The organism is Comamonas thiooxydans (genome assembly GCF_000964545.1).
GTDB classification, from domain to species: domain Bacteria; phylum Pseudomonadota; class Gammaproteobacteria; order Burkholderiales; family Burkholderiaceae_C; genus Comamonas; species Comamonas thiooxydans.
This window is the reverse complement of the sequence record NZ_BBVD01000008.1, coordinates 195,846-214,187: the sequence shown is the minus strand read 5'-3', so window position 1 is coordinate 214,187 and position 18,342 is coordinate 195,846. Positions and strand designations below refer to the sequence as shown.

General features: G+C 60.1%; 24 protein-coding genes. 3 read left to right on the top strand and 21 right to left on the bottom strand.

Annotated elements, in window-relative coordinates:
• Positions 1 to 22 precede the first annotated feature (22 nt).
• Positions 23 to 358: a hypothetical protein gene (locus Cth01_RS14420; protein ID WP_156160277.1), complete on the bottom strand. Its 336-nt coding sequence runs from the start codon at positions 356 to 358 to the stop codon at positions 23 to 25.
• Between the two features lie 60 nt (positions 359 to 418).
• Between Cth01_RS14420 and Cth01_RS14415 the strand changes: the two genes are divergently transcribed.
• The gene (locus Cth01_RS14415; RefSeq protein WP_034358610.1) at positions 419 to 799 is read left to right on the top strand and encodes a cupin domain-containing protein; all 381 of its coding nucleotides are present in this window, start codon (positions 419 to 421) and stop codon (positions 797 to 799) included.
• A 333-nt stretch (positions 800 to 1,132) separates the two neighbouring features.
• Here Cth01_RS14415 and Cth01_RS14410 read toward each other — a convergent pair whose 3' ends face one another.
• The 12 genes from Cth01_RS14410 to Cth01_RS14360 form a co-directional block, all read right to left on the bottom strand.
• A complete protein-coding gene (locus Cth01_RS14410; RefSeq protein WP_003053971.1) occupies positions 1,133 to 1,327 on the bottom strand; it encodes a hypothetical protein in 195 nt (64 codons plus the stop codon).
• A gap of 249 nt (positions 1,328 to 1,576) precedes the next feature.
• On the bottom strand, positions 1,577 to 1,825 hold the full coding sequence (locus Cth01_RS24015; RefSeq protein WP_165571717.1) for a hypothetical protein: 249 nt from the start codon (positions 1,823 to 1,825) through the stop codon (positions 1,577 to 1,579).
• A gap of 523 nt (positions 1,826 to 2,348) precedes the next feature.
• Positions 2,349 to 2,696 (bottom strand): PRC-barrel domain-containing protein, encoded by a 348-nt coding sequence (locus Cth01_RS14405; RefSeq protein WP_045839525.1) that lies wholly within the window; start codon positions 2,694 to 2,696, stop codon positions 2,349 to 2,351.
• A 68-nt stretch (positions 2,697 to 2,764) separates the two neighbouring features.
• Positions 2,765 to 2,962, bottom strand: a complete 198-nt coding sequence (locus Cth01_RS14400) for a hypothetical protein (RefSeq protein WP_072248254.1) — start codon at positions 2,960 to 2,962, stop codon at positions 2,765 to 2,767.
• Positions 2,963 to 3,474: 512 nt separating this feature from the next.
• Complete coding sequence (locus Cth01_RS14395; protein WP_034377599.1) at positions 3,475 to 4,335, bottom strand: hypothetical protein; 861 nt, start codon at positions 4,333 to 4,335, stop codon at positions 3,475 to 3,477.
• A 358-nt stretch (positions 4,336 to 4,693) separates the two neighbouring features.
• A complete protein-coding gene (locus tag Cth01_RS14390; RefSeq protein ID WP_045839524.1) occupies positions 4,694 to 5,455 on the bottom strand; it encodes a porin family protein in 762 nt (253 codons plus the stop codon).
• A 9-nt stretch (positions 5,456 to 5,464) separates the two neighbouring features.
• Complete coding sequence (locus tag Cth01_RS14385; protein WP_045839523.1) at positions 5,465 to 6,943, bottom strand: metal-dependent hydrolase family protein; 1,479 nt, start codon at positions 6,941 to 6,943, stop codon at positions 5,465 to 5,467.
• A gap of 196 nt (positions 6,944 to 7,139) precedes the next feature.
• Entirely contained in the window at positions 7,140 to 7,586 is a 447-nt protein-coding gene (locus tag Cth01_RS14380) for a universal stress protein (protein ID WP_003062865.1), read from the bottom strand.
• A 233-nt stretch (positions 7,587 to 7,819) separates the two neighbouring features.
• Positions 7,820 to 8,152: a hypothetical protein gene (locus Cth01_RS14375; protein WP_034358296.1), complete on the bottom strand. Its 333-nt coding sequence runs from the start codon at positions 8,150 to 8,152 to the stop codon at positions 7,820 to 7,822.
• Between the two features lie 169 nt (positions 8,153 to 8,321).
• Entirely contained in the window at positions 8,322 to 8,963 is a 642-nt protein-coding gene (locus Cth01_RS14370; protein WP_045839522.1) for an FABP family protein, read from the bottom strand.
• 84 nt (positions 8,964 to 9,047) lie between these two features.
• Positions 9,048 to 9,452, bottom strand: coding sequence for a hypothetical protein (locus Cth01_RS14365; protein WP_003062872.1), 405 nt, complete (start codon positions 9,450 to 9,452; stop codon positions 9,048 to 9,050).
• 98 nt (positions 9,453 to 9,550) lie between these two features.
• On the bottom strand, positions 9,551 to 9,859 hold the full coding sequence (locus Cth01_RS14360) for a hypothetical protein (protein WP_003053988.1): 309 nt from the start codon (positions 9,857 to 9,859) through the stop codon (positions 9,551 to 9,553).
• A 772-nt stretch (positions 9,860 to 10,631) separates the two neighbouring features.
• Between Cth01_RS14360 and Cth01_RS14355 the strand changes: the two genes are divergently transcribed.
• Complete coding sequence (locus Cth01_RS14355; protein WP_233425177.1) at positions 10,632 to 10,958, top strand: hypothetical protein; 327 nt, start codon at positions 10,632 to 10,634, stop codon at positions 10,956 to 10,958.
• A 304-nt stretch (positions 10,959 to 11,262) separates the two neighbouring features.
• Here Cth01_RS14355 and Cth01_RS14350 read toward each other — a convergent pair whose 3' ends face one another.
• From Cth01_RS14350 to lexA, 4 genes are all read right to left on the bottom strand, one after another.
• Positions 11,263 to 11,724 carry a universal stress protein gene (locus Cth01_RS14350; RefSeq protein WP_045839521.1) on the bottom strand — a complete coding sequence of 154 codons (462 nt, stop codon included), beginning with the start codon at positions 11,722 to 11,724 and terminating at the stop codon, positions 11,263 to 11,265.
• Between the two features lie 143 nt (positions 11,725 to 11,867).
• On the bottom strand, positions 11,868 to 12,113 hold the full coding sequence (locus Cth01_RS14345) for a hypothetical protein (RefSeq protein WP_034358289.1): 246 nt from the start codon (positions 12,111 to 12,113) through the stop codon (positions 11,868 to 11,870).
• Positions 12,114 to 12,532: 419 nt separating this feature from the next.
• Complete coding sequence (locus Cth01_RS14340; protein ID WP_233425176.1) at positions 12,533 to 12,892, bottom strand: hypothetical protein; 360 nt, start codon at positions 12,890 to 12,892, stop codon at positions 12,533 to 12,535.
• A gap of 228 nt (positions 12,893 to 13,120) precedes the next feature.
• Positions 13,121 to 13,792 carry a transcriptional repressor LexA gene (gene lexA / locus Cth01_RS14335; protein ID WP_034358608.1) on the bottom strand — a complete coding sequence of 224 codons (672 nt, stop codon included), beginning with the start codon at positions 13,790 to 13,792 and terminating at the stop codon, positions 13,121 to 13,123.
• 82 nt (positions 13,793 to 13,874) lie between these two features.
• Here lexA and Cth01_RS14330 point away from each other — a divergent pair, with 82 nt between their 5' ends.
• A complete protein-coding gene (locus Cth01_RS14330) occupies positions 13,875 to 14,858 on the top strand; it encodes an asparaginase (RefSeq protein ID WP_045839519.1) in 984 nt (327 codons plus the stop codon).
• 274 nt (positions 14,859 to 15,132) lie between these two features.
• Here the strand turns inward: Cth01_RS14330 and adk are convergent, their stop codons facing one another.
• From adk to lpxK, 4 genes are all read right to left on the bottom strand, one after another.
• Positions 15,133 to 15,789: an adenylate kinase gene (adk, locus tag Cth01_RS14325; protein WP_003054002.1), complete on the bottom strand. Its 657-nt coding sequence runs from the start codon at positions 15,787 to 15,789 to the stop codon at positions 15,133 to 15,135.
• A 389-nt stretch (positions 15,790 to 16,178) separates the two neighbouring features.
• Positions 16,179 to 16,955: a 3-deoxy-manno-octulosonate cytidylyltransferase gene (gene kdsB / locus Cth01_RS14320; RefSeq protein ID WP_034379512.1), complete on the bottom strand. Its 777-nt coding sequence runs from the start codon at positions 16,953 to 16,955 to the stop codon at positions 16,179 to 16,181.
• Between the two features lie 3 nt (positions 16,956 to 16,958).
• Positions 16,959 to 17,150, bottom strand: coding sequence for a Trm112 family protein (locus tag Cth01_RS14315; protein ID WP_003054006.1), 192 nt, complete (start codon positions 17,148 to 17,150; stop codon positions 16,959 to 16,961).
• 96 nt (positions 17,151 to 17,246) lie between these two features.
• A complete protein-coding gene (lpxK, locus tag Cth01_RS14310) occupies positions 17,247 to 18,290 on the bottom strand; it encodes a tetraacyldisaccharide 4'-kinase (protein ID WP_034379510.1) in 1,044 nt (347 codons plus the stop codon).
• Between the last annotated feature and the right edge of the window lie 52 nt (positions 18,291 to 18,342).

The following is an 18,342-nucleotide window of genomic DNA, read 5'->3' as shown; positions in this document are numbered from 1 at the left end:
GGGTGGGCAGGGGCTGGACAGTTCAGCCAGCTTTACCAATGGGTAAGGCATTGGCTGTGCCCAAAACAGTCAGCATCGCGCCGTCTTGGGTCTGCGCAAAGAAGTCATGCCGCTCTTGCTGCAGCTGCATTCGATCTGCTTGCTGTATGCAAATCTGAAAAATCTGTGCGAACTTGTGGCGCTTTAGATGGGCCGCGTAGGCACCCTGTATGTCAAAGCATGCTTTTTGCTGCCAGCCGTGGATTGGACGGCGCAGACGGTGCCGTGCCGCATGCAGCAATTGGTAACTGATAAGTGCTCCTGGCAATGCCATGCGAATGACGTAGTGATAAGTTTTTTCAGCTGTCCTTCGGCTCACCAGCCATACCTGAAGAATTCCTTGGGGGCTCGAGGTGCAGCTCTTATGAAGGAGAAAATCATGGCCACTCCAGTCAGCGTTGAGAAGCTAGAAGTCAGGTCACACAGCGAGCCCGATGAACTTCGCACACCTAGCAAAACTCGCGTGGAGCTCGTAAAGCTTCAGGGCTACACGATTGGACGGTTCAACTTTGAGCCCGGATGGCGCTGGTCCGAATGCATCAAGCCCGTGGTGAAGACCGAATACTGCCAACTCTCGCATGTGGGGCACGTCGTTTCGGGAAAGCTCACCGTTCAAATGCAGGACGGCTCTCAGAAAATGCTCAGCGCAGGGGAGTCCTACGCCATCCCACCTGGTCACGATGCCTGGGTCGAAGGGACTGAACCCTTTGTCGGCCTTGAGGTGCTGAGTGCAGAGGTCTACGCAAAACCTGCCGAGTAACGCTCGCGCAAGTGCTTGCGGGCTTGCCATAGCAGATTGAGGTAGCGGTATTACATGCCAACCACTTGGCAAAAATGCCTGCTAGGTCTGGAACCTTGCGGGCTTCTGTCTGCTTGGCGGGCGCTTCCGAGCTTCTGAATTGGCGATTGCGTTGCGCCTGCCCTATCTGCATTTGAAAGTGTGCTGCTACTGATGGCATCGTCTGGATTGAACTAGCAGCCTTGCTTTCCATAGCAGGCAGCAGCCGGCTGTGTTGGCTGTCGCGGTGCTGTAGTTGTTGCCGTACGGTGTCGATGGGGCATGGGCTGTTCGCGGGGGCAGCGGGGCGGTAGATCAGGGCTTTTCGCGCAGGCACTGGACGGTGTGGGCGTCCAGCCACTCGGCGTGCATGCCTGGGCAGGCGAACTCGTCGCGCACGGATTTGGTGAGGGTGGTGGGTTCGTCTGCCTGGGCGTTGGGGGTGGCAAGCCACAGTACGCCCATGAAGATGGCGGCGACGAGGATCAGGGACTCGATGATCTTTTCCATGATATTTCTCCGGTCTGGCGCTTGTCAGGAAAACGCCTGTGGCTATCAAAAGCGATGAGGTTGACCGTTTACAGCGGCCAGGCTTGCGGGGTGGTGGCAATGACGACGGCCACGCCGATGAGGCAAAAGATCCCCAGGAGGCAGAGGCCCCATTGCGCGGCGGTCAGTAGCTTTGTTCCAAGGCCGGGGCGATCAAGAGCAGGACTGTCAGGAGCAGCGCGAGCAGGGCGGTGGGGATGTGTGGCCATTTCACAGGCCTCCCTTCTCGCGCAGGCGCTGCACGAGGTCTTCATCAACGGGTTGAGGAACGGTGCTGTACAGCATGGAGTCTCCTTTTGGCGAGAAGCAGGCCCGCTGGATGGGCGGGGGCGGATAAAAAAGACCAGCGCTCTTGAGAGCAGGTGAAACCAACAAAGGTATGGAGTGAATGCGCTTCGCGCTCCGGCGCAGCAAGCTGTTGCCTTGAATTTTACTGTTATTTTTATCAGTGCTGTTCATTTGTACAGTAGTTTAAATTTTCCCTGTACAGCGCGTCAACAGACATCGACCTCATGTGTTGCGTGGCCGCACTGAGCGTCTACCGGCAAAGAAAAAGCCCACCAGCGTTGGCTGGTGGGCTTGCGGGTAAAGGCCGATGCCTTGCGGCGTGCCTGGGGAAGCAGAGGGAGGGTAGAGAACCTCAGGCTCGGCAGAAAGCAATGGATATCATCACCATCTGGTGTGACCGCTCAGACCGCAGCTCACGGCTTGTGCACTACGGTATTGGAAAAGCGTATTTCAGGCCTCGATTTTGAGCAATACCTTGTACCAGGAACCATCACACCAGATGGCCCCGCTTGACCCTGCGGGGAGAGGTCGCGCTTAAGGCCCGCGGGGCCAGGAGGCTACATTTGAAAATCTCCGCGCAAAAAAAAGCCGACCGCGAGGTGGGCTGAACTCCAACTGGTTGGCGGCCGGCGCCGACCGGCCTGCGGTTCTTCTTGAGTTTGGGCACTAGCGCATGTGTGGTTGCGTGCCGGGGTTAGACAAAGGGCACACCGTAGTGGTCATAAACACGGCGGCCGTAGTCGTCGGTGTATTCGGGCAATGTGCCTCCCTCGTAGCGAGGGGCGTTTTCAAGCCGTTCCTTGGTGACGGAAACCACGTACCCGCCTTGGTTGGGTTCGTATTTGAGGCTATCCCACGGCAGTGGGTAGAGATCTGAGCCGATGCCCAGGAAACCGCCAAACTGCATCACTGCATATCGAATCTTGCCGGTGAGCTTGTCGATCATCAGTGAGTCGATAGCTCCCAGTTTGTCGCCGTTGGGGTTGTAGACGTTGGTGCCGTTGACACGATCGGATGAGATGACAGGTGAGGCTGGTTGCATTCCTGCTCCTTTCTTTGCGTGGTACAGAACAACGCTGGCAAGGTGGGCCAGCGCTGAGGCGCTCACTTTCACTGCTGGGGCATTTTGTGCTGCTGCCCAGGCTGCTGTTGCTGAGCAGGGGTCTTCTGCTGTCCTGGGGTTTGCTGTTGCTGCTGGCCGGGTTGGCTGGTGCTCTGGCCTGGTTGGCGTTGCCCAGGGTTTTGCTGCTGCTGTTGCTGCTTGTCCTGTTGGCTGGGGCTGTGCTGCTGGTTCGCCTGTTGCGTCATGTCCTTCACTCCTTCAGGTAGGTGACCAGCAAACCGGGTTGGCTTGCTGTGGATGCATGGTCGCCGAGTCATGGAAAACCCTTTTGTAGGAGAACGTGGCGCAACGCTGAATTTTGTGAATTCACGGCCATTACGTAGCATTTGGTTTACGTTTGAGGCGGAACTCTCGATATTCCTCACAGTATTCATCCGGACGCGCAGCAGGATGTGGTGGGTTCCGGGCTCATTCAGGATTGTGGTCGCTGCCTCCCCGATGCAAGTCGCTCCAACCGCAGTACCCTGAACCGGGTCCACCGGCCGGCCTTATGCCTTGGTGAAGGGCGTTGCCGTGATTCCGCCAGTCTTGCCGTTTTGCCCTGGTCCGCATTCGACAGGCCCATTGGCTTTTTCCAGAACTAGCCGTTTTGATAGCTTCCGGCGTTTGACGGATAAGCGCTGGAGGCCTATCTGACCTAAATGCCTGGATGCGGAGAAAAGCCCCTGCAACCACTGGTTGGCAGGGGCTGTTTTGTTCAGGCCAGGCAGTTCAGGTCGTAGCCCACCATGAAGAGTGAAGCTTCCATGGCGCGCATGCGATCGGGCTGGCCTGAAAACAGGCTGGGGGTCTTGCGCAGGGTCTCGGCCATTACCCAGGCCAGCCGCACCTTGGCGCCAGCCCAGCGCTGGGGCGTGCTTTGGCTGGTGTAGAGCAGGGTGCCCGGCGAGGGTGGCTGGTCAAACAGGCAAGCCAGTTTGTGCTGGGGCTTCTGGCTGCCGCCGGCCAGCGGGAAACTCAGCGTATCGGGCAGGTGGGGCCTGCCGCTGCTGCGGCGCCAGAACTCCACCAGTGCAGCAGCTGCGGCGCTGACCCGTGAGTCATAGATGGGCAAGCCTTCGGCCGAATAAAAGGCGTGTACCTTGGTGAGCATGGAGTTCATGAGCCGCACTGTCGGAAAGCCGGTGCGCAGGCTGGCCGAGCCAAGCGCCATTTCCTGGTGGGTCTGGGCGATGTAGTGGCTGATGTTAGTGCCAAGGCCCACAAGAAAGGGCCGCGCGCCTTCTTTGGGGTTGCGCTCGCCGCCCCAGTCCAGCACATCGCTACAGGCGGCCAGGGTGGCTGTCGCATCGTTGGCCTGCACGGCAGCGCGCAGCTTGGCAGAAAGAGCGCTTGTCTTGATGCACGACTCGGCCCAGTCGCCCGTTGCCAGGCCAGTCGCCCGCCAGCGGTAGTGGCGAGGTACCAAGTCGGCAAAACGGGCGGTGGCCATCAAGCCCTTGGGGACGTAGCTGGAAGAGCGAATGTTCAACTGAATCCGTCGCTGGGGGAGTGTGGCTGCAAGCCAGTCGGTAAAGCCAATGACTTCGGGCTGTTGCAGAAATTCGGTGCGGTTCATTGATGCCTTGTGGCCTGTCGGATTTCTTGTTTTGGTCAGTTGGTGCTGCTTTGACATTGTCGCCCGGCGTGGGCGGCTGACGGAGCAAGGAAAGGCAGGCTGCAGCAATGAGTGCGCACGCCCCTGGTTTGTCCTGTGGTGGTGTTTCGAGCGCGATTTCAGGCTCTGACTCTCCGGTGGTCGAGGTGACTCCATGCGCTGAAACCGAGAGAGATCGCGCACCAGGTAATCCAGTGCTATAGAGGGCCTGGCGCAGCTTGGTTCGCCCGCAGCGATTGCCATCGCCTATGCCATTGCTGCATGCGGCGTTGCAGCCGCAGGTCTGACGGGCTGGGTGTTGGCTATCCGCTGGTGGTTATCAGAACCTGAACGTCGCACCGACGATCGGGCCGCTCTGGCTGAAGTCCAGTCGCTTGCCGTCGTCACGGTAGTCCACGCTCAGGTGGCGGTAGCCCACGGACACAAAGATGTTTTCCTTGACTTGGTAGTTCACCGAGCCGTGCACCTGCCAGGTGAACTTCGAGCCCACATCCAGCCCACCCATATCGGCATACACCAAGGTGGACCAGCGCGGCGCAATATCGTAGCGCCAGCGTGCGGCGACCACTGGGTCAACGAACGAGGTGTTGGACTGCGCCGAACCTACCCCTGGCACACTCACTTTGGCCTTGATCTGCCATAGGCGCAGGCCCGCCATCAGGTCAACGCTCGACTGCGGACTCAGCATCCAGTTGTGCCCGCCGGTCATCGTCAGCGAGGTCTGGCGAATCTTGGCATTTGCGCTCAGGCCTAAGGGTAGGGCAGCCTTGTCCGATGTAGCGGCGTAGCTGAAGTCGCCCTGCAGCACATATTGCCCCTTGCGTGCCGTGCCGTTCACAAAGGCTGCAGCGTCCAGGTCCTCCAGAATGTCCGAGAACGATTTGTTCACGCTCACCGTTGGCGCTCCTCTGAACGGGCGGACGCTGCCGTCCAGCCCCGTCATCCATGCATAGGGCGTGAGCTGAAAGCGCCATGCATCGGCTGCTGTCTTGTCCTGTGCCCAGGCCGGCGTGCCTGCCAGCAGGCTCGCGGCCAGCGCCGCCGTTGCCATGCCTGGAGTGGTGTTGATGTACTGGGTCATTTGTCTCCCTTACAGCGTGTTTTTGTACACCTTGCCGTCCTTCATGATCAGGCGCAGGTTCTGTTCCGGGCTGCTCAGGAAGTCCAGATTCACCGTCGGGTCGCCATCGGCCACTAGAAGATCGGCAAATGCGCCAGGGGCGATGCGGCCCAGCGGCTGGGGATAGGGGTTGCGCTCGCCCGACAGGGCCAGCAGTTCGCCGTTGGTGCCCGTGGCCTGCTTCAGCAGCGTCATGGGGTCGTAAAAGCGCGTCAGCTTGGCCAGTTGCTTGCCCTGTGTGACAGTGCCCTTGGGGCTGAACAGAATGTCCGTGCCCCAGCCCGTCTTGATGCCGTACTTCTGCGCCATCTCATAGGCGCGCACCGTGCCCTGGGCCACGCGCGACTGGCTCTCGCGGCGCACTGCATCGGTATAGGGGTTGGCGTCCTCGTCCTGCAGAAATGGCTGCAGGCTCCACCACACGCCCTCGTCGCGCATCATGCGCACGCTTTCCTCGTCGGCCAACTGGCCGTGTTCGATGCTCTTCACGCCCGCCTTGATGGCCCGCTTGATGCCTTTGGGCGTGTAAACATGCGACATCACATAGGTGTTCCAGTCTGCGGCGGCTTCCACGCCGGCGCGCAGCTCCTTCTCGGTGAACTGGGTGCTGTCCAGCGGGTCATACAGCGATGCCACGCCGCCGCCTGCCAGCATCTTGATTTGCGATGCCCCCAGCATCAACTGCTCGCGCACGCGGCGCAGAACCTCGGCCTCGCCGTCCGCAATCATGGCCACGCCGGTTTGCTCCACCATGCTCAGCGGCTCGTTCGCCGCACGCGGAATATCGCTGCGAAGGCGGAAATCGCCATGACCCGAGGTCTGAGAAATCATCGCCCCGCTGGGATAGATGCGCGGGCCCGGGACCATGCCCTCGTCGATCGCGCGCTTGAGCGCAAAGGCGGGGCCGCCCGCGTCGCGCACCGAGGTAAAGCCGCGCATCAGCGTGCGCTGCGCCTCCTGCGCGGCGGAGATGTACAGATAGCCCAGATCTGCCGTCATGGCCGTCATCTGCGGAATGGCTGCCAGCATGGTGTGCCAGTGCGTATCGATCATGCCCGGCATCACCAGCTTGCCCTGGCAGTCGATCACCTGGGCACCTTCCACCTTCTCGCCGGCGGAGGGCAGGGCGGCAATCAGCTTGCCCTGGATCAACACCTGCACGCCTTGACGCACCGACTTGCCCGTACCGTCAAACAGGCGCAGATTGGTCAGCAACACGGGGCGGTCGGCCGGCCTGGCCGCCCCGCCCACGCCTCTCTCGGCAGCATGCAGGGCCACAAATGGCGCCATCATGGCCGCCACCCCGCCCACAAACATGCGGCGCGACATATCGCTCATTACCCGCTCATGCAGCAACTGGCACACCACGCTGCCGCAGGTGCAGGCTCTCGGGCGAATCGGGCCGGTCCGCCACGCCAGGCCGGCATCGGTTGCGATTGCGTGACTCATCTGCGTTTTCCCTTTTTCAAAATGAACCAGAGACGCCGCTGCCGGCGTGACAAATGGAACCAAAGGTTCACAATTTGATGCACCGATGCTACACGACGATCGGCCCATGAAAAAGCGCCCCACCGCACGAGGGCGATGGGGCGTTGCTTGCATTGTGAGAGCGGCCGGGAAGTGGCTGCGCTGCAGTCGATCAGGCCTAAACCGGGCGGTGCACCAGAACTGGAATGCTGCTGTTGACCAGTACGCGCTGGGTCTCACTGCCCAGCAAAATGCCGGCAATGCCCTTGCGGCCGTGTGATGCCATGCAGATCAGATCGCAGTTACCCTCCTGCGCCTGCTTGATGATGGCCTGATTGATGGAGATATTCGTGACCCGCACCGTCTGGCAGGCCACGCCCTCCGTCTTGGCAATGTCCAGGGCAGCTTGCAACACCTGATCTGCTTCCTTCTGGGCGCTCTTGTCGAACTCCGCAGAGTTGTAGGCGATCAGCGCCTCCGCTCCGTAAATCATGGCTGCGTAATCCGGCATCACATACAGCGCCGTCACCTGTGCGCCTTGTTCCTTGGCCAGTTGTATGCCCGCGCGCAGCGCGGCCTCAGAGAGCTTAGAGCCGTCCGTAGGAATCAAAATGTGCTTGAACATATCCAGCCTCCTTGCGCATAGGTGCGCGTCTTGTTGCCAAATCAATTCGATCGATCACTGAGCTCATACTCACACTCCAGGGCTGCTAATGCAACACCTTGAAATGAGTATTCAGACGGTTTCTTGATGGAAATCAAATTCATGAAGGCGCAGGTAGAAGCCGCCTCAAGCCCTTATCCATAAAGCGTTAGAAGCTATCAAAAGCAGACTATCCGAACGTCATGCAGAAGCTATCAAAAGCAGACTATCCGAACGTCATGCGCAGCATGCCCTGCGGCTGTTGCCAGCCTGGCCAGTTGGGCATCGGTCGAACCGATGATCTCGCCGTCGGCAATGCGCCATGGCAGGCTGTCGAAGGAGGCCGGCCTCAGCTCGGTCACAACCGGCGGTACATGGCGCAGGGTGGGGCGGCCGTAATTCAGGTTGGGCAGGTGGCTGCTGTGCTGCCATTTGTCGGCATCGCCCTGTATAGAGGTCTTGAACGCAGCGCGGTGCAGCCTTCGCGACCAGATTGAAGGCCAGCTCCAAGCGCCGAATGCCGGCAGCCTGCGGCGAATGGCCTCCATGCGTTGAAAGGCACATGCATATAAGCCAGTTTGAAGGCAAGCGCCTTCTTGCCCGTAAGGTCCATGGTCAGCTGCGTAAGGCCATCGCGGGCGATGCGGTAATCGGGGAGTGTGCGCCCTGCGGATCCAGTGAATTCGGCCAGGGCGTGGAGTCCTTTGAGAGCGCTAATCAGATTTCAACTGCGGCCCTTGCCGTTGGGTTGGGCGTGGGCTCGCCAATCTTGTGCAAGGTGTTGCGGTCGGTATGGGAAAAAGGCTTGCTCTGGCCGGGGATGGTCAACGTGGTTTCCTGCTCGTACGACCAGGTGCCGTCCGAGTGCTTGGTGACGGTGATGGTATAGGCGTCGGTTCTGAAGGCATGCTCCAGAAACGGGTTGCTGGAGATACCGTTGACGGTGGAGCCGCGCTCGGCCCTGAGAGTGAAGCTGGTGGCGTCGGCCGTGGTCTTGCCCGTGGCCATGGCGGTCTGTCCGCGCGGGATGGTCAGGGTCTGGATGATGTTGCCGGTGGCAGGCTCCCACAGCCAGTAACCGACCTGGTCGTGAAAGGTTTCCACGTCATCGGGCTTGACGATGCGTGTGTGGTAGCGCATGCCATAGAAGAGCTGTGGGCCGTTGGTTTGCGCATCGATAGGCTGGCACTCCATGTGCTCGATAAAGGCCTGCTTTTCGGGGCCGTCAGCCTTGGGGTTGATATCCAGGCCGCGCTTGCCGGTCCAGATGCCAGCCATGCCGGTGAGGGGGCCGAGGTTGGCCAGGGTATTCACATCGGGCGTGGGCTCGGTGTAGATGTCCTTGGGAAAGTTTTCCATATTGTGTAACGGGCTTTCACTTTGAATCTGTTGAAGCCAGTTTACAAGCCATGGACTGAGGGGTTCTTGACGGCAGTCAAGCTGTCAGGTGCTTTCTTCGGTGGTGAGCGTAAAGCGTGCGCTTTCGCCACGCTGGGCGGCTTCACGCGTGAGGAAGATCAGCACGCGATAGCTGGCACCACGCTCGATGCGGAAGGTGCAGATGTTGTTGTTGGCCGAGCCCTGGCATAGAGGCTGGGCAGAGCCGTCCTTGAAGACGTTCATCTGGCTGGACGGGTTGTTGGTGTTGAGCGTGACGGTCATGCGCTGGAAGGGCCGCGTTTCGAGTCCGTATTGCACGATACCGTTGCCCGTGATCTGGCCGCTGTAGGAGTTGGTGTAGCCGCCCGGGGTTGTAAAGGCGGCCTGTGCCATGGAACTGCTGCTGAGATGTAGCGTCATGAGACTGAGCAGGGCAGCAGTTGCAAGCATCGGTTGGAAGCGGGTCATGCAACTCTCCTGAATGTGTTGGACAGGATGGCGCTTCTGGCGCAGCGGCGGGTGTCCATGCCGACAGCCAAGCCACCATCCTCCACCGCCGCCGCGCCCTAGCGGCAGGAGACATTGCGCCAACTGAATTTGCCGTCGTTAAAGAACTCTGTCCATACCGACATGATGGGAGCCTGACGGTAAGAGAACGTAATCTGGTTAGGGATCTTTGGGCCTAGTGCGGCAGGCTGTCCATCCTTGTCGAAGACCTTGACGATATAGAGGGTGACGCCTCCGTCCTCGTCTGTGTGCAGGACTACCCGGTAGTCCTTGGTGAAGAGATCCCAGTCGAATTGCTTGGTCACATACGTGTGCAGACGGACAAAAGCGCGGTTCGCGTTCTTGGCGGCAGGATTAACTTTTCTCATGACGACACTCCCTGTTGCTCAACGACTTGCCGCAGGACCTGCGAGCTGACATTTCATTGCATTTGACTGATGTTGTATCAAGCGGATGTAAGGAAGTATGTAGGCACTTACAGATCGCGCTAATGGACAGAGCAGATCTGCTGTGTGAGCTTCTCTGAAGCGCTGGGGAGGTGCTTTGCCGGTGCCGCTGTCATCTTTTTTTGATGAAGTGGCCGTGCTAAGTAACTGAGTGAAAAGATAGATTTTTTTAATGAAATCTATTCTGAGCCGGCATGGGTTTGAGCGTAGAAGTCGCCTGATGATGACAATTTTTAGAGGGGCGCATTGAATTTCAGGAAGACGATGCTCTAGGCCTGAATCATCGAAATGAGGGCTGAATCGCCTTGCCTGAATACCAACAAGCAAGTCATCGGTAGGTACTCCCGAAATACTTGGCAATGCGGTGGCTGAGCAACTGACAAGCATCCAAAAGCCAGCTTATCCAATCCTTGAGATATGTCGCCGTGCAGGCTCAGGGTTCACCGCGGCTCTGGCCAGTCGCGCTTTGCCAGTTGTCTCTCAGGCCAGTCATCAAGCAGTGTTAAACCCTGAACCTATTGGTGATGTAGATTTTGTTTCTGCTGCACTTTTCGGTAAATTGGGCGTAGGAAAATTCTGATTTTTGATGCGCAAGTGGCGATCTAGCCCTGTGCCCTACTGAATTCAAAAAAAGCCCATGTCCCACCACCTGCAATACACTTTTGCCTCCCGTCTAGATGCCTGGATCAGGCACATGAAGCTGGCCAAGCCTTGCCATACGCAGCAGATGGCTTATGAGTTGGTGATCGACAGCTGGGTGCAAACTAATGCAGAGCTTGGTGCTTCGCAGGAATTTTTGAAGGCTTTGCGCCGGCGTCGGCTGTGCGAGGAGCATGGCTGGCGGGGGGTGAATACGAGCGTTGCGCACTGGGATCTGGATGATGCACGCACTGTGCGGATCTATCTGCACGAAGACGGCTCCATCGTGGTGCAGCAAATGGACTCGCAGAATCTCCAGATTCTGTTCACCTTGCCTGGGCATCGTGAGCGATTGGGAGAAGTATCGGAGCGATGTGCCTAGCAGCCAAAAAAATGCCCGCGCAAGGCGGGCAAGTTTCGGGGTCCTCTCGATCCGGTTCTGCAGCTCACACAGTCAATGCATTTGAATATTTGGCAGAGGCGTCACTTTGGCCTCAATCGCCGTTTATCGCTCTTGCACTGTTGCTGACGCGTTTGAACGGTTGACAGGTTGCCCCATCGGGAGCGGCCAGCAACTCCTGATTGGCTGGCCTGCATTTTGCAGCCATGACTTGCAAGTCGCTTGCTCATCTTGTATCGAGGCAAGCGTGCGACATGCAGGACTGCTATTCGATATTTCTGGCTCCTTAATGTTTGCCGGTGGAGGCGGGCCGGTGTACCAGCACCGGGACATGGCTGTGCGTCAGAACGCGCTGGGTTTCGCTGCCCAGCAAAATTCCGCCGATACCTTTGCGACCGTGTGAGGCCATGCAAATCAGGTCGCACTGCAATTCCTGCGCCTGCTGAACAATGGCTTGGTAAACAGAGGCGTGGGTGACTCGCACAAAGTTGCAGGGTACGCCTTCAGGTCTGGCAATCTGGTCAACGAACTGCAAAGCTGCATCTGCATCGCTGTTGGCACTTCGCTCGAACTCTGCGCTGTTGTAAGTCAGCAGTGCGTCCGCGCCGTAGATGATGGCGCGGTAATCGGGCATGACATAAAGGCCGGTCACCTTGGCGCCTTGTTCACGCGCAAGCAGAACGCCAGCACGCACGGCAGCCTCTGACAGTTTGGTGCCATCGGTGGGAATGAGCAGGTGCTTGAACATGTTCAGCCTCCTGATGCCGGAAGATGTGCCTCAGGATCAATTTATTCCAATATTTCGAGCCGCGCAATGCCTAGTTCTTGAATGCAGCAGAGTTGTAGACAGGAGGTAAGACTCTGTAACGGGGTCGATCGCGTCGAGTTGTTTCATTCCTCGGGCGAAGGGGGAACGCGATTGAGGATTTCGCCAGTGGCCTCTATCTCGAACTGCTGTGGATTGAGCCAGTTGACCTCCTGGTGATCGGCAGTTTCAAAGTAAATGGCAGACGGGCGTATGGAGACGCCATGCGGCATGTCGACCTCATCAAAGCTCTGATAGACCAGAATCAGGCGCAGGTTCCCATTGGCGTCTTTGGCCTGTATGTGCTGCAAGAGCTTGCGGTAGGCACTCATAAGACGCCCTCGTTGACATGTGTATATGAATGTTTCCACTGTCGAAGAGGTGCCGCAATACCCTGATCCGGGTATCCGCTCTGACGCATATTCGCGCCTGACAAGGAGTTTAGAAGGCTGCGAGGCTTGTGCGAAATGCGTTTCGGCGGACAGGCCCCTGCAGAGCATCAGTAAAAAATTTACATGGCGATCCAGATCGTTCGGCGCCAAGGCAGAGGGTCTGCTTTGGCGATATCGAGTTTTTCGCCTATGCACTGCTGGCAGAGTCGTCTGGCGTCATATCTGCCAGCCAATGGGCCAAGAGCGCTGAAATGGCTTCCTGTTGGATGCATATGGAAGCTTTGTTGCTCCGCCTGCAGGCCTATTGCGGGTCGGGCTCGGGGCCGCATAAGTGCAGGCCGTCAAACCTCACTGTGCTTTCAGACTTGCGGGGCTGTTTGCTCATGGAGTGCCATACGCTCCAGCGCTGCGCAGACATCGGCCATGCGGCCCGAGATCAACAGGCATTCGGGCTGACTGTGCGGCTCACGCTGCACGATCTTGAGCAGTCGCGGAGCGCCGACCTGCGCAGGTTCGGCGGTCATCGGCACATGTAGCTGGGCGGCTGCAACGGACTGAATGCGAAGCGCATGGCCGGCGAGACGGCCGCAGCTGCGGTTGGCGCGCATGAAAGGAATGCCGATCCGCGTCGCCTTCGGCCCACGGGCATTGAGGGAAGCAGGCTGCGTGGCGGCTGCGCCGTCCTCGCCGCAATGCAAGTCCGGGGGGAAAGATTGCATGGGCGACAGGCTTTTCAGGGTCCGGCGTGTCAAAGACTGCAGTGATGTGGCGAATCCCATTTGGCAACTCCTTTGATGACCTTGCGGCATGGATAAAGGCAGGATTGCGTTCTTCAGGCAAAGCTCCGCCCAGGGCGAAGCTCAACGGCTTCGCGCCTACCACCTGGGCTTGATAGGGAAAGAGGCTCGGTGCCTCCGCTGCATGGGCGGAGGGACGCCGTTTGCCCGTTACATGAACATGCTGTTGCGGATAAGGCCTACGGCCAGGCCTTCGATGGCGAATGGCTCTTCAGGATCGACGTGAATGATCTTGTAGTCGGGGTTCTCGGGCAGCAGCTCGATGCCCTGAGGCGTGCGCTTGAAGCGCTTGACGGTCACGTCGTCACCGAGGCGGGCCACCACAATCTGGCCGTTGCGCGCTTCATGCGTAGCCTGTACCGCCAGCAGGTCGCCGTCCATGATGCCCGCGTCACGCATGGACATGCCGCGGACCTTGAGCAGGTAATCAGGCTTGGCGGCAAACAGGCTGGGCTCGACCGAATAGCTCTGATCGATATGTTCCTGGGCCAGAATAGGCGAGCCGGCAGCGACGCGGCCGACCAGGGGAAGCACCAGTGGGGCCAGGGCCGTGAGCGGCAGCGCAAAGCTGGTGCCGCGTGCCGCATTGATGGTGCGCACGGTATCGGCGCGCAGGCGAATGCCGCGCGATGTGCCGCTGACCAGATCTATGACGCCCTTGCGGGCCAGTGCCTGCAAATGCTCTTCTGCAGCATTGGCCGACTTGAAGCCGAAGGTGCTGGCAATCTCGGCCCGGGTAGGGGGCGCACCCGTGCGAGCGATGCTGGACTGGATGAGGTCCAGAATCTGCTGCTGGCGGGGAGTGAGCTTGGGGTGGTCCATGGGCATTCCTTGATCGATCGATGATGAATACTGTGTGTTCATCCAGTACCTGTATTTTTAATCAGTTTGAAGAGGACTGCAAGTGGAACGTGACAAAAATATCGTCATCCTGGGCACCGGTGGCACGATTGCCGGTGTCGCCGAGCAGGCTGGCACCAGTGTGGGCTACCGTGCGGCCCAGTTGGGCGTGGCCCAGCTGCTGCAGGCCGTGCCGAACCTGGAACGCATTGCTGCTGCGTCGCTGCAGACGGAGCAGCTGGCGCAGCTGGACAGCAAGGATATGGATCACGCGACCTGGCATGCACTCGCGCTGCGATGTGCCGAGTTGCTCGCGCGTGATGATGTGAGCGGCATCGTCATTACCCACGGCACGGACACGCTGGAGGAAACCGCCTGGTTTCTGCAATGTGTTCTGCGCCCGGCAAAGCCCGTGGTGCTGACCTGTGCCATGCGCCCGGCCACAGCCATCTCGGCCGATGGCCCCGGCAATCTGCGCGATGCCGTGGCCTGTGCGGCCGATACGCAAGCTGCTGGCCGCGGTGTGCTTGCCGTGGTGGCGGGCCGGGTGTTCAGTGCGCGCCAGGTGCGCAAGGTGCATCCTTACCGTGTGGATGCCTTTGATGGCAGTGGCACCGGCCCGCAGGGCTGGGTGGAAGAGGGACGGGTGCGCTGGGCAACGGGCGGGCTGCCTAGGGCTGCTGCGGCTGGCTTGCCTGCAATCGCTTTACCGCCCGCAGGTCAATGGCCCCAGGTGGAGTTGCTGCACAGCCATGCGGGCTGCAACAGTGCCGTGGCGCTGGCGGTGATACAGGCCTGGTATGCGGCAGGCGTGCGTGCCGTGGTGGTGGTGGGCACGGGAAATGGCACGGTCCATCAGGCATTGGGGGCAGCCCTGGACTGGGCGCAGGCGCAAGGCATGGCTTTGCGCATCACGACCCGGTGCGAGGAGGGGCAGGTGGTGCAGGCTGAGAGAGCGGGGGATGGCCATGTGAGCAGCCTGCCGGCGGCCAAGGCCAGAATCAGCCTGATGCTGGAGCTGATGGGCTGGCCTTGCGCATTGGGTTGATGCTCTTATTCTGAGAGCTTCTATCCTTCGTACTACCTAGAATCTATGATGTTTTTTATCTAAAAACTAATGATTATGAGCGCAAATAGCTATGAATATTGATGGCGCCAACTCCACCTCGGTGCAGTTTGCCCGCATCGGATGGATTCCGGCCTAACGGAAGGGAGCTTGAGGTTTGAGAACAAAAAAGGCCGGTGAAGACACCGGCCTTTTTGCCCAGAGATGCCCGACCGACAAAGGTCGGCAAGGCTCCATGAGCGAGTGATCAGGGCGATCAGGAAGCCAGAGCGGCCAGAGCGCGTTCGGTGATCTCTTCAACGCTACCTGTGCCGCTGATGGCACGGTACTTGGGGGCCGCTGCTGCGTCGGCCTTGGCCCAGTTGCTGTAGTAGTCCACCAGAGGACGGGTCTGGTTGCTGTAGACGTCCAGGCGCTTCTTGACGGTTTCTTCCTTGTCGTCTTCGCGCTGCACCAGATCTTCACCGGTCACATCGTCCTTGCCTTCCACCTTGGGAGGGTTGAACTTGACGTGGTAGGTGCGGCCCGAGGCGGGGTGGCTGCGGCGGCCGCTCATGCGTTCGATGATGGCGTCGAAGGGCACATCGATTTCCAGCACATAGTCCAGCTTCACGCCAGCGGCCTTCATGGCATCGGCCTGGGGGATGGTGCGGGGGAAGCCGTCAAACAGGAAGCCCTTGGCGCAGTCGGGCTGAGCAATGCGTTCCTTGACCAGGTTGATGATCAGATCGTCGCTGACCAGCTGGCCGGCGTCCATCACGGCCTTGGCTTGCAGACCCAGAGGGGTGCCAGCCTTGACGGCGGCGCGCAGCATGTCGCCCGTGGAGATTTGAGGGATACCGTACTTTTGGCAAATAAAGGCCGCCTGAGTGCCTTTGCCGGCGCCGGGTGCACCCAACAAAATCAGTTTCATGGAAATCCTTGAGGAGAGTAGAAATTCTTGCTGGCCCAGGCAGACGGGTGGTCGTCCGTAGTCCCCGGGCCGTATTTTTTCGCGGGCAAGGATAGCACGCACAAGACCAACACAGGCTTACACAATTCAGTCAAGGCTGTCACAAGTGCGGCCAATTGAAGGCATGTATCCGCTGCAAACGCGATTGCTGTAGTTGTAATCCAGGTGCCGAAGCCCTTACATATGCTATTCGGACTATGCGGAAAGTATAGCGATCAGCGCTTTCCTGGACTGGCCCAGGGCCCTTTGGGACTGCGCGCGCGGACTGGGCAGCTGCCGGCTTGATGCGTGAGCGGCCCCGGATGAAGACAGCCTGCGGACCGGTGTCGCCAAAGTGCGCAGGTCTTTTTTCAACCAGCAAAAACAGCGCGCACACGCTCCAGGTCTTCGGGCGTGTCAACGCCGGCACCCGGTGCATCGGGCGTGATATGCACGGCAATGCGGTGGCCGTGCCAGAGGGCGCGCAGCTGCTCCAGCTGCTCCATGGCTTCGGTCGGCGCGGGTGCCAGTTGCGGGAATTCGCGCAGAAAACCGGCCTTGTAGCTGTAGATGCCAATATGGCGCAGCGGTGTGAAACCTGTGTGACCGGCCCTGGGGGCCGCCGTCTGCCACCAGGCTTCATCGCCGTGGTCGCGTGAGCAGGGGATGGGTGCGCGGCTGAAATAGCTGGCCAGACCCTTGGCGTCACAGACCACCTTCACCACGTTCGGGTTGCGGTAATCCGTCAGGCTATCAATAGGATGAGCTGCCGTGCCCATGCTGGCTTCAGGACGTGCCAGCAGCAGTTGCGCCACAGCCTCGATCAGCTTGGGGTCGATCAGCGGCTCGTCGCCCTGCACATTGACGACCACATCGTCACCGGACAGGCCCAGTTGCGCACAGGCTTCGGCCAGACGGTCGCTGCCGCTTGGATGATCCTTGCGGGTCAGGATGGCCTGGACGCCATGCTGGGCGCAGGCCGCCACGATGCTCTCGTCGTCGGCCGCCACCACGCAGCGGGCTGCGCCGGCCAGAGCCGCGCGCTGGGCCACGCGCACCACCATGGGCAGGCCGGCAATATCGGCCAGGGGCTTGCCGGGCAGACGGGTCGAGGACAGGCGGGCCGGGATCAGTACCGTATAGCTCATGGCTTATTGCTTTTCTTCTTCCAGCTCGTCGTCGGACAGGGTGCGGGCTTCGTTTTCCAGCAGCACCGGGATGCCGTCGCGCACGGGATAGGCCAGACGCGCGCTGTGGCTGATCAGCTCCTGATGCTCGCGGTCAAAGCGCAGCGGGCCCTTGGTGACGGGGCAGACCAGCAGTTCGAGAAGTTTGGCGTCCATGGAGTATTCCTGCAAAACGGGATGAGGGCGCCAGCAGTGAGCTGGCGCTGCAAAAAGAGGTGATCAAACGTCGTTGATCCATAGGCTCAATGATAGTCAGGCTGGCTTGCCATCGCGGCGAATATTGGCGTTGGCCTTGGCCAGCTGCGCATCCAGCAGCTCCCAGAAGGCCTGCGGCAGCTGCAGCTTGAGGGGCACGGCCCAGGCTTCAGGATGGGTGCGCCAGAGCTTGACGGCATCTTTTTCGGTGCAAATCAAGGGTTTGTCATTTTCCAGCGTGCGCGAGAAGCTCTCGAAATCATAGTGATCGGGCAGGGCCTGGGTTGCTGCCGGAGTGATGCCCTGGGCGGCCAGCATGGCAAAAAAGGACTCGGGGCGTGCCACGGCGGCCACGGCCTCCGGGCTCTGAGCGGCCAGACTGCGCAGCGGGATGCTCTGGCCATGGCCGTTGTGGGCGGTGTCGGCCAGGCTGCGCTGCAGCGCGAACGCCGGTGAAGAGCCCGGTGGCCGGGGCGGCTGGCCGGCATGCAGTGTGGCCGTCACCGGGCGAGGCCAGGGCTCGCGCAACGGGCCTGCGGGCAGCAGAAAGCCGTTTCCGACTCCTTCATCATTGAAGACGCACAGCTCCACATCGCGTGCCAGAGCCAGATGTTGCAGGCCGTCGTCGCTCACGATCACGTCGACCTGCGGGTAGCGCTGGCGCAGCGCTTGCGCCGCCTCCAGGCGCCTGGAGGCGACAAAGACCGGCACGCCGGTGCTGCGCGCAAGCAGGGCGGGCTCGTCGCCGACCTCGCTGGCGGGGCTGTCCGGCAGAGCCTCACGGCAATCCTGCCCGCTCTCTATGCTGCGGCCATAGCCGCGCGAGATGATGGCCGGCTGCCAGCCCCTGGCCTTGAGGTGGGCCACCACGGCCTGAGTCACGGGGGTCTTGCCCGCGCCGCCCGCAATCACATTGCCGACGACGATGACTGGCAGACCCGTGCTTTGCTGGCGGCCGAGCATGCGCCTGGCGTTCCAGGCCTGCAGCACTCCATAGAGCAGCGATAGCGGCCACAGCAGCCAGGCACCCGCTCCACGCTGGCGCCAGAGAGCGCGCAAGCCATGTTGCGAGGAGGATGCTTGGACGGTGTTTTGAGGCATAGGGGTTGGGATCATACGGGCGCGGCCGGAGTTCCCGCCGCCAGCGGGCCTG